Source organism: Roseovarius sp. (assembly GCF_018066915.1).
Lineage (GTDB): Bacteria > Pseudomonadota > Alphaproteobacteria > Rhodobacterales > Rhodobacteraceae > Roseovarius.
This window is the reverse complement of the sequence record NZ_JAGPVV010000241.1, coordinates 1-9,714: the sequence shown is the minus strand read 5'-3', so window position 1 is coordinate 9,714 and position 9,714 is coordinate 1. Positions and strand designations below refer to the sequence as shown.

At 60.8% G+C, this 9,714-nt stretch carries 10 protein-coding genes and 1 tRNA gene; 5 read left to right on the top strand and 6 right to left on the bottom strand.

From position 1 onward, the window contains the following. A partial coding sequence (locus KBT70_RS13450; protein ID WP_296634453.1) for a hypothetical protein occupies positions 1 to 457 on the top strand: 457 nt, incomplete at its 5' end. Between the two features lie 88 nt (positions 458 to 545). Here KBT70_RS13450 and KBT70_RS13445 read toward each other — a convergent pair. From KBT70_RS13445 to KBT70_RS13435, 3 genes are all read right to left on the bottom strand, one after another. Further along, on the bottom strand, positions 546 to 1,553 hold the full coding sequence (locus KBT70_RS13445) for a tyrosine-type recombinase/integrase (protein ID WP_296634450.1): 1,008 nt from the start codon (positions 1,551 to 1,553) through the stop codon (positions 546 to 548). Next, positions 1,540 to 1,713 (bottom strand): hypothetical protein, encoded by a 174-nt coding sequence (locus KBT70_RS13440; RefSeq protein ID WP_199861278.1) that lies wholly within the window; start codon positions 1,711 to 1,713, stop codon positions 1,540 to 1,542. The genes KBT70_RS13445 and KBT70_RS13440 overlap by 14 nt, the downstream gene beginning before the upstream one ends. 790 nt (positions 1,714 to 2,503) lie before the next feature. Next, positions 2,504 to 2,577: transfer RNA gene (locus tag KBT70_RS13435), tRNA-Cys, on the bottom strand. Between the two features lie 170 nt (positions 2,578 to 2,747). On the opposite strand from KBT70_RS13435, the gene KBT70_RS13430 reads away from it, so the two are divergent. The 3 genes from KBT70_RS13430 to KBT70_RS13420 all read left to right on the top strand — a co-directional run bounded on the left by KBT70_RS13430 (position 2,748) and on the right by KBT70_RS13420 (position 5,701). Beyond that, on the top strand, positions 2,748 to 3,401 hold the full coding sequence (locus KBT70_RS13430; RefSeq protein ID WP_296634442.1) for a protein-L-isoaspartate O-methyltransferase: 654 nt from the start codon (positions 2,748 to 2,750) through the stop codon (positions 3,399 to 3,401). Positions 3,402 to 3,436: 35 nt separating this feature from the next. Continuing rightward, positions 3,437 to 4,843, top strand: a complete 1,407-nt coding sequence (locus KBT70_RS13425; protein WP_296634439.1) for a TolC family outer membrane protein — start codon at positions 3,437 to 3,439, stop codon at positions 4,841 to 4,843. Positions 4,844 to 4,915: 72 nt separating this feature from the next. Then, the gene (locus KBT70_RS13420) at positions 4,916 to 5,701 is read left to right on the top strand and encodes a hypothetical protein (protein WP_296634436.1); all 786 of its coding nucleotides are present in this window, start codon (positions 4,916 to 4,918) and stop codon (positions 5,699 to 5,701) included. Here the strand turns inward: KBT70_RS13420 and KBT70_RS13415 are convergent. Next, complete coding sequence (locus KBT70_RS13415) at positions 5,686 to 7,152, bottom strand: cobyric acid synthase (protein ID WP_296634432.1); 1,467 nt, start codon at positions 7,150 to 7,152, stop codon at positions 5,686 to 5,688. The genes KBT70_RS13420 and KBT70_RS13415 overlap by 16 nt on opposite strands. 149 nt (positions 7,153 to 7,301) lie before the next feature. Then, positions 7,302 to 7,622 (bottom strand): DUF6280 family protein, encoded by a 321-nt coding sequence (locus KBT70_RS13410; protein WP_037271076.1) that lies wholly within the window; start codon positions 7,620 to 7,622, stop codon positions 7,302 to 7,304. 217 nt (positions 7,623 to 7,839) lie between these two features. Here KBT70_RS13410 and efp point away from each other — a divergent pair, with 217 nt between their 5' ends. Then, positions 7,840 to 8,403 (top strand): elongation factor P, encoded by a 564-nt coding sequence (gene efp / locus KBT70_RS13405; protein ID WP_296634428.1) that lies wholly within the window; start codon positions 7,840 to 7,842, stop codon positions 8,401 to 8,403. Between the two features lie 75 nt (positions 8,404 to 8,478). Here efp and KBT70_RS13400 read toward each other — a convergent pair. Further along, the coding region (locus KBT70_RS13400; RefSeq protein ID WP_296634423.1) for a sodium:proline symporter at positions 8,479 to 9,714 on the bottom strand (1,236 nt) is incomplete at its 5' end.

Below are 9,714 nucleotides of genomic sequence, written 5' to 3'. Positions count from 1 at the left end.
GAACAACATTGCTGTTTTACACGCCTACCAAGGTCAAATTGAACAAGCCGAGTACTATGCTGCAAAGGCCCGTTCCGCGTCGGAAGACAAGAACGATATCGCGAATATCGCGACGAAGGGGTTGATTTTATTCCGAGCTGGGAGTGTAGATGAAGCCTGTATCGAGTATGAAAAAGCTATGGGCTTGGCCATTGCTGCGCGCCGGGTAGACCTTTACTTAAGAGCCTATGCGTTTCTGGGGCGCGAAATCTGCCGCATCGACAATGGTATGCAGTCTTTGGTTGCCGAAGGTATCGATAAGGCGTCAAAGGTTCTTGAAAAACGCAATATGCGATTGCCTCGAGAAATTGCGCTAATGCGTGAGGAGTTTAGAGCGGATGCACAAGCTTCTGAGGAACTAAACCAAAACTTTGCTTCACTAGTTGAATCCAAAGTCGAACATATACTTGTCATCTAGTTTGAAGCGAAAACTGTCAGCGTTCGCGCATTAACAGAATTAAGTGAGCAAGCGCTCATGCTAATTTCGCTATACCATCTGCATTAGGTCAAGGCCGCCCCAGTTCTGTCCGCATCTGTTGAGCCTGCACAGCTCGAATGCGCTGGCGCACCTTTTTCGTGTAGTGCTGGACCATCGCGGGGCTTTGGCCGGTCACAGCCGCAATCAGGTCGTCACCGCAGCCCGCTTCCAGCAGCTCACAGGCGGCGTTGTAGCGCCAGCTGTGAATATCGTAGGCCACGGCCCCGATTTGCTCTCTGACCTTCCTGACAGCGGCTGACGCGCCTCTGTAGGACCAGCGGTTGGTGCCTTGCTCGTTTGTGAGGATATACACCGAGTGGCGGCTGGCGACGTCGAGCGCGGCTTGTAGCTCTGGCAGGATCGGCACCCAAAGCTCTTTCGAGGTTTTGCTTTGCCGGACCCAGACAGCGCCGTTCTCGATGTTCGACCAGCGCATGGTGAGAACGTCGCCGATCCTCTGGCCTGTGCCAACGCATAATTCCATGACAAGGCGTTCTCGCGTGCCAAGGGCGCAGTGCGCCCGGTAGACGTCGAGAAGCTCGCGCGGCCAAGGCTCGCGCTCTGTCTTGGCCGTTTTGATTTCAGGCACACCCCGCGCCGGGTTGGTTTCCCGCCAGCCCAAGTCAACGCAGTGTTCCATGAGGACACGCAACACGCGGAGCGAATAGTTGGCGAAGTAGGCTTTTTCGGCGTTTGAATCGCGGAGGCGGATCACGTCCTTGCGCTGCATCTTGGCGGGGTTTGCCTCGCCCATGATCTCGCGGAAGAAATCGAGATACTTGTCGTAGTCCAGACCGGTGCGAGGCTTGAGGTTCTTGTATCGCGGCGATTTTCTATAGTGGTCGATTAAAGCGCCGAAATTGCGCGCGACAACTTTGCGGGGCGCGTCCTCTTGAGAGAGGATGCCAGCGTATTCGGTCCAGAACTCCGCCGTTCCAAAGTCGTTCTGGAACTTTCGCGAGGGCCAGCCGCGACGCTGGAAGTAAATTCCATTGCTTTGCCTGTAGACGTGCTTTGGAAGCTCACGTTTTGCCATGGCGCATGTCAATCCTGTCGAAATCATCGGAATCATGCTCTGTGGAAAGAACAATCTCAATCTTTTTTCCTTCCACGATGACCCGGCTGACGGACTTGCCCGCATTCTCGAAGGCAGCGAGCAGGCTAAGAGCCGATTGTTCAAGCTTGTTAGGGGCCATGGTCATAGCCCCTCTAAGCCGCGCATCGCAGTCGCGGTGCGCATGAACACGTCGATAATCCAGTCAAAGCCCATAGCCATTACCCTTCACGTTCAGTTCGCGCGCCGGTTCCGGACGAATGGGGAAACCCATGCAAACTGTTCTGAGGTTCAAGCTATGATGGAAAGGGCAGGGGCGGCAAATCGGTGATCACGACCGCTGTCACTAAACGCATATACGCGATTGTAACAATTGAAATATTTAGTGACTAAATGGCTGATTTCATCGGCTCTTGCGAGCGTACGCCAAGCGCCCTTTTTGGGGCGCTGTCACTAAAAGGATATATGATCAAGAATGTATATCCAGCCGCGCCCAACAAGGATGATGGGGCGCGGCACGTCAATAGCCTTGGGACATGCTCGCAAGCTGCGCGTGTCCCAGGGCGAGTGCCTGATGAGAGTTTGTGTGACGCTGGGAAAGCGATTTGACCGACACCCCCGCGCAAGCGCGGAGACCCCCGTCAGTCAAGCGCCTCTGGCGCGGCTCTGTCCGTCAGAGGTCGAGCAGCCGCCAGCGGCCTGCGCCGTCGTGCCAGTTTCCGCCCTAAAATTGCTTAGAGTGGTAGCGCGCGCAAGCGAACGCCGAGGCGTGCTGACTACCCAAGACTAGCTGATTTCGGAGCTTCCAACATGGCCGTTTACCTGATTTGTGACTGCGCATTTGCGAACAGAACAAAAACAGAATGTTTAGACAAATGTTTAGACGCGCAAACGCACGTTGGCCGCAGATTTTCTAAGTCATTGATTTTAAATGGAGGCGAGTAGGAGAATCGAACTCCTGTTCACGGATTTGCAATCCGCTGCGTCACCACTCCGCCAACTCGCCGTTCCAAGTGGTTGGGATGGATTATCTGATCGGGACGCGTGGTGCAAGTGGGCAATGCGGGCTTTGCGCGGGCAAATTGTCCGGCGCGTCAGAGCCCTATAGCCGTTGCCGCCGAACGGGTTCTGTGCGAAAACCACAAGCGATAGATTCCGAACGCAAGAGTTTAGATCATGACAGACTATGCCGCACGGCGCACGATGATGGTGGACACGCAAGTGCGCCCATCGGATGTGACCAAATTCCCGATCATTGATGCCATGTTGTCGGTTCCGCGCGAGGCATTCGTGCCCACCGCCCTGCGAGAGGCGGCCTATATGGGCGAAAACCTTGATCTGGGCGGGGGTCGGGTGATGCTTGATCCGCGCACGCTGGCCAAGATGCTGGATGCGCTCGAGATCGAGAATGACGATCTGGTGCTCGATATCGGCCCGGCATATGGCTATTCCGCCGCTGTCATTGCCCGCATGGCCGAGGCGGTCGTGGGGGTCGAGGACAAGAAAGCGGTGATCGCCGAGGCACAGCGCACACTTTCCGAGCAGGGGGCCGACAATGTGGTCCTGCACGAGGGTCCGCTGGCCGAAGGCGCGCCGGAACACGGGCCCTATGACGTGATAACCGTGCAAGGTGCGGTCGAGCATCTGCCCGAGGCGCTGATTGGGCAACTCAAGGAAGGCGGGCGGATGGCCTGCCTCTTCATGGAGGGGGCGCTTGGGGTGGTGCGGATTGGCTACAAGATTGATGGGCAGGTCAATTGGCGCTACGCTTTCAACGCGGGTGCGCCGGTGCTGCCGGGGTTTGAACGACACGCGGCCTTTACCCTGTGACGGGCATGGCGCGGCAAGAGAGGACTGGCAGGCGCATGAGAACGGACAAGCTGTGGGCGATCGGGGGTATTCTGGGGATGGCGTTTCTGGGCCTTGCCCCGATGCCCGCCAAGGCCGAAACCCTCGCCGATGCGCTCAAGAGTGCCTATCTCAACAGTGGTCTTCTGGAGCAGAACCGCGCCTTGCTGCGCTCGGCTGATGAGGATGTGGCGCAGGCGGTGGCCAGCCTCAGACCGATCATCGACTGGACCACCGGCATCAGCCTTGATTCCACCGATACGCGCGCCCAAGGGGTCAATCGCAACAATACCTCGACCTCGCTCAACCTTGGGATCACCGGCAGTCTGCTGCTCTATGATTTTGGGCGCAGCGATTTCCTGACCGAGTCGGCCAAGGAAACGGTGCTGGCCACGCGGCAAACCCTCATCAGCGTCGAGCAATTCGTGCTGCTGACTGGCGTGCAGGCCTATATGAACGTGATCCGTAATCAGGAATTCGTGGCGTTGCGCCAGAACAACCTGCGGCTCTTGCGCGAGGAATTGCGTGCGGCTGAGGACCGGTTCGAAGTGGGCGAGGTAACGCGCACCGATGTGGCGCAGGCGGAATCTGCGGTGGCCCTCGCGCAGAGTGGTCTTGCGGCGGCGCAGGGCGATTTGACCCGCGCGATCGAAGAATTCCGCGAGGCGATTGGGCGCGATCCGGGGGTGTTGCAGACACCGGGCGACCTGCCGCAACTGGGCGAGAATGTCGATGCCGCCAAGGCGGCGGCGCTCCGGCGTCACCCGGACCTGCTTCAGGCGCAGCACAATGTTGCTGCGGCGGAGTTGAATATCCGTGCGGCCGAGGCGGCGCTCTTGCCAACGCTGAACCTCACCGCGCAGGTCGGGGCCTCGGAGGATCTGGACGGCTCTGACATGTCACGCAACGGCAGTCTCGGTGTTGAACTGCGCGGCCCGATCTATCGGGGTGGACGGCTGACGTCGCAGCAGCGTCAGGCAATGGCGCAGCGCGACGCGCAACTGGCGCAACTGCATCTGGCGGGGCTACAGGTCAAGCAGGATGTGGGCGATTCCTACGCCAACCTGCGCGCCGCCCGTGCCAGCCGCACCGCAAGCCGAGAGGCCGTGCGCGCCGCACAAGTGGCCTTTGATGGCACGCGCGAAGAGGCCACATTGGGGGCCCGCACCACGCTGGACGTGCTGGATGCCGAACAGGACCTGCTTGATGCGCAGGCCAACCTGATTTCGGCCAATGCCGATGTGGTGATTGCCGCCTATTCCGTGCTGGCCTCGATTGGCGAGTTGACGGCGCGTGATCTGAACCTTGGGGTGCAGACCTATGATCCGGCGGCCTATTACGAGTTGGTCAAGGACGCGCCGATCACGAGCAGCCCGCAGGGTCAGAAACTCGACCGTGTGCTGCGGGCGTTGGGAAAGAACTGAAAAGTTTTTGAATCGGTTGTGTGGCGGCCTCTGCGGCGGTAAGCTCTGCAAAGGCAAGAATGGTACAAGAGCATGTCCGACCCCGTGACCAATGTGGAAATCGAGGATGTCCTGTCGTCGATCAGGCGGCTGGTCTCGAATGGCCAGGCCGAACGTGTGAGTGCGGCGCAGGCCGCACCTCGCGAGAGCGGCGCACCGGGTGCCGAGCGGCTGGTACTGACGCCGGCCTTGCGCGTGGACGACCGCGCGGCTGAGGTGAGCGAGGACCGCGTTTGGGCTGATACGCCAGAGCCGGACTCTGCGGACATTCCCCAAGATGACAGCGCACCCGAGGGCATCGAGGCTGAGCAAGACTCGACCGATGCCGATACATCCCCTGAGGCACCGTCGGAGTTGAGCGCGCAGGCGGCGGAATTTGAGGCATTGGTGGCCGGGCGCGACGATCAGTGGGAGCCGGATGGCACCTCTGACGACGCGTACGCCGGGGACGCTACGGCGTCGGCGCTCAACTGGTCCGAAGATGACGGGTCAGAGGCCGAGGGGGACGAGGCCGAAATCGCGCCGTCTGCCGATCCCGATTGGGATGAGGCGGACGATCAGGCGTCGGAACGCCATGTGCAGGATTGGCAGGATGCGGATGAGGCGGCGGCACGACCGACGCCTGCTGCCGATGCAGACCGCGGCGAAGGTCTGCTGATGGATGACGCTGTGCTCGATGAAGAGGCGCTGCGCGATCTTGTCGCCGAGATTGTCCGGCAGGAGTTGCAGGGGGCCTTGGGCGAGCGGATCACGCGCAATGTGCGCAAGCTGGTGCGTCGCGAGATTCACCGTGCGCTGACCAGTCAGGACTTTGACTGAGCCTGCACCTCTGCGCTGAGCGACAAGAGCAAGTCGAGATCCAAGTGCCGCTCCAGATGTGCGGCCAAGGCATCGAGTGTATCCTCGACATCTGCCCCATAGTGCAAGTCTGACTGCGCGCCCAGTCCCGCCAGAAACGCCGCGCGAAACGGGTCAGAGGCAAAAAGTCCGTGCAGATAGGCCCCGCGCACCCGGCCATTGACCGAGGCTGCACCCTCGGGGCGATCCCCGACCTGCAACCACGCCTGCGCACAATCGGGACCGGTGGTTTCCCCCAGATGGATTTCATAGCCCTCGACCCCGTCGCCACTGGCGAGATAGATGGCCTGCGTCAAGGCCAGCCGCTTTTCGGGCTTCATGACCGTGACCACATCGAGATGCCCCAGACCGGGCACCGAGGCGGGTGGGCCTTCGATCCCCTCGGGGTCGTCGATCCGCTGGCCCAGCATTTGATATCCGCCGCAAATGCCCAGCACATGCCCGCCGCGCCGGATATGGGCGGCAAGGTCGATATCCCAGCCTTGAGCGCGGAAATGCGCCAGATCGGCGATGGTAGATTTGCTGCCGGGGATGAGCACCAGATCGGCATCGCCGGGCAGGGGGGTGCCGGCGCGGATGATCTCGACACTCACACCCGGTTCGCTGCTGAGCGGGTCGAGATCATCGAAATTCGCGATGCGGCTCAGGCGCGGCACAGCCACCTTGAACGCGCCCCCCTTGGTCGAGGCGATGTCCATCACATCTTCTGCCGGAAGGCGCCACGCGTCTGAAAACCATGGCACCACGCCCAAGGACGGCCAGCCCGTGCGCGTCACGATTTCGTGCAATCCCTCGTCAAAGAGGCTGACATCGCCGCGAAACTTGTTGATGGCAAAGCCCTTGATCCGGGCGGCATCCTCGGGCGGCAGCACCGCTTGGGTGCCCACAACCTGCGCGATGACCCCGCCCCGGTCGATGTCGCCCACGAGAATCACCGGAACGCCTGCGGCCTCGGCAAAGCCCATGTTGGCGATGTCGCCTGCGCGCAGGTTGATTTCTGCCGGGCTGCCTGCGCCTTCGATCAGCACCAGATCGGCGGTGGTGGCGAGGCGGTGAAAACTCTCGAGCGTGGGGGCCAGCAATTGCGGTTTGGCACGGGCGTAGTCGCGTGCGCGTAACGTAGCAAAGCGACGGCCCTGCACGATCACCTGCGCGCCGATGTCGCTCTCGGGTTTGAGCAGGACAGGGTTCATGTCGGTATGCGGCGCGCGATAGGCGGCCAGTGCCTGAAGCGCCTGTGCGCGGCCGATTTCGCCGCCATCCACCGTCACGGCGGCGTTGTTGGACATATTCTGCGGTTTGAACGGGGCCACCGACAGGCCGCGCCGGGCGTAGGCGCGCGCCAGCCCGGCCACCAGCATGGACTTGCCCACGTTCGAGCCCGCCCCTTGGATCATGATCGCGCGCGTCATTGCGATGCCCCTTTTGCCACCCCGTGCTGATACCGTTTGCCGGGGCAGGGGGAAAGGCCGGTTTCCGTCACAAAGGCCTGTTTTCCCGACCGCAATGCAAAAGCCCTGCCGTAGGGGCAGGGCTTTGGGACGTGGTCAGGCAGGTAGGCTCAGGCGGCTTCGGCCTGTGCTGCTGCGTTGCGGCGTTCGCTTTCTTCGCGCGAGAGCGCGACAGAGGTGCGCACGCCTTTGGATACGAAATCCATCAATCCGGCCACAACCCGCTCGTTCGGGTCGATCCCGGCGCAGGACAATACTTCGCGGCCATCACGCGACCGCGCCCAGCGGGCGATCTGCTCGGGGCCATTGCCATATTTCTTGTCATCGGAAATGGCATCATCCAGAGCGGCCAGCACGACGGCCGCAAAGAGTTTACGAGCACGGTTGCCCTGTTCGGCGTTGAAAGCCGTACCGTCAACGAAATCCTTCATCATTCGTCCTTGTTCTTATTGCTCTTGCGTTTTGGGCGTGACGGACCTTATGGCGGAGTTTTTGCGATTCGGATAGAGCGCAGTTGCATAACTTCTATGCGAATTTTGCATATCTCGACCCGACACATCACGACATTTCGTTGTCTTGCCACCCATCATCCCTCCAGATATAGGGAGCATCAATCTCACATCAACCTTTTGTCACGGTTTGAACGCAATGCCCAAGATCAATGGAAACGAAATTCGCCCCGGTAACGTGCTGGAGCATAATGGCCACCTTTGGGCCGCGGTGAAGGTCGATCACGTCAAGCCCGGCAAGGGCGGCGCCTTTGCACAGGTCGAGATGAAGAACCTCCGCAACGGCACCAAGCTCAACGAACGCTTCCGCAGCGCCGACAAGGTGGAGCGGGTGCGGCTGGAGCAAAAGGACCAGCAATTCCTCTATGAAGAGAATGGCAAGCTGGTGTTCATGGATACCGAAACCTATGAGCAGATAGAACTGCCCGCGGACCTCTTGGGCGAGCGCCGCCCGTTCCTTCAGGATGGCATGACCATCACGGTTGAATTCCACAACAGCGAGGCGCTGCACGCCGCGCTGCCGCAAAAGGTGATCTGCCGCATCGTCGAGACCGAGCCGGTGGTCAAGGGCCAGACGGCGGCCAACAGCTTCAAGCCCGCGATCCTCGACAATGGGGTCAAGGTCATGGTGCCGCCCTTTGTCGGCCCCGATGAGGATATCGTCGTCAACACCGAGACGATGGAATATTCCGAGCGCGCCTGAGCCGATAAGGCCATAGGACATGACACGGGGGCAGACCAGCGATGGCCTGCCCCCGATGTCTTTGCACGAGCCAACTCAGGCGCGGCGCGCGCCCGCGAGAACGGCGGCAAAGCCTGCGATCAACACGCCGACACAGATCAGCAGCAGTTGTTCGTATTTATGTGCCTCGGGCAGGATCGCCATGGCCCAATCCGCCTCACGCGCGAAATAGAGCACCGCGCCGAACATGGCCGCCCCAAAGGCCGCAAGATAGGACCAGAGCGCGATCTGCCGCCCCATCACCAGTCCCACGATCAGAATGGGCGTGAGGAACATGCTGGCCGTCCCGCTGATGGCCACCGCGTCAAAGAGCGTCTGATTGCCCCAAAGCGTGAGGCCCGTGCCCCCCACCATGAAGGCGATCATCACCATGCGCCCGCCCGCAAGCGACCGCTGCCCAAGCTTGAGTTCGTCCACCACCAGCCGCGCGGCACTGGCCAGCGCGGAATCGAGCGTGCTCAGCGCCGAGATCAGGAGCGACACGAGAAGGGCAACAAAGAGCCAAGCCGGGAACATTGCGGCCCAGGTGCCGATCAACTCGCCCTCGTATTCCGCCCCGACCAGCCCGGCCTGAATGCCGAAAAAGCCAAAGCCGATGATGCAGAGCGTCGAAATCCAGAAGGCGTGCAGGAACGAGCGGCGCGTGGTTTCGGGATCGGCGATAAAGCCGCGATCCATCATCACCGGGTCATGCGCCGGGTAGGAGAAGACCTGCAGCAGGGCCACCACCAAAAGAACCTGACCATTCCATGCCCCGGAGGTACCCGGCGCGGTCAACACGGCCCCAAGATGAAAGCCGGGGCTGACAACCAGCGCCACAAAGGCCGCCGCGAAAACCACCAGAAACACCACCATCTGCAACACATCGGTGCGTAGCGCGGCACTCAGCCCGCCCCAGGCGCTATAGGCCAGTCCCAGCACCGCAACGATCAGGATCGAGGCCTCGCGCGCTACGCCCATCTCTGGCAGGGCTGCGGCAAAGATCAGCCCCACCACCAGCAGATTGGCAAAGACCTCGGACAAGAGCCGCAGGCCGATCACCAGATTATAACAGGCCTTGCCTGTGGCCCCAAAGCGCGCGCCAAGCCAGTCCTGCACCGATCCCGCGCCACCTGCGCGCAACCGGCCTACGATATAGCCGCCGCTCAGGAAAGAGCCGTAATAGGCCGCATAGGCCAGCGTGCCCCAAATTCCGTAGAAATAGCCCAGAATGGCCGAATTCATCAGCGAACGGGCGAAAATCCAGGTCGTGACCTGGCTCAGCACCAGCAC

What these genes read in the sequence shown, in the direction of transcription:
- KBT70_RS13445 (WP_296634450.1), bottom strand. Translation starts at nt 1,553, where the DNA reads ATGGCAAAACGTGAGCTTCCAAAGCACGTCTACAGGCAAAGCAATGGA.
- KBT70_RS13440 (WP_199861278.1), bottom strand. Translation starts at nt 1,713, where the DNA reads ATGGCCCCTAACAAGCTTGAACAATCGGCTCTTAGCCTGCTCGCTGCC.
- KBT70_RS13430 (WP_296634442.1), top strand. Translation starts at nt 2,748, where the DNA reads ATGACAGACTATGCCGCACGGCGCACGATGATGGTGGACACGCAAGTG.
- KBT70_RS13425 (WP_296634439.1), top strand. Translation starts at nt 3,437, where the DNA reads ATGAGAACGGACAAGCTGTGGGCGATCGGGGGTATTCTGGGGATGGCG.
- KBT70_RS13420 (WP_296634436.1), top strand. Translation starts at nt 4,916, where the DNA reads ATGTCCGACCCCGTGACCAATGTGGAAATCGAGGATGTCCTGTCGTCG.
- KBT70_RS13415 (WP_296634432.1), bottom strand. Translation starts at nt 7,152, where the DNA reads ATGACGCGCGCGATCATGATCCAAGGGGCGGGCTCGAACGTGGGCAAG.
- KBT70_RS13410 (WP_037271076.1), bottom strand. Translation starts at nt 7,622, where the DNA reads ATGAAGGATTTCGTTGACGGTACGGCTTTCAACGCCGAACAGGGCAAC.
- efp (WP_296634428.1), top strand. Translation starts at nt 7,840, where the DNA reads ATGCCCAAGATCAATGGAAACGAAATTCGCCCCGGTAACGTGCTGGAG.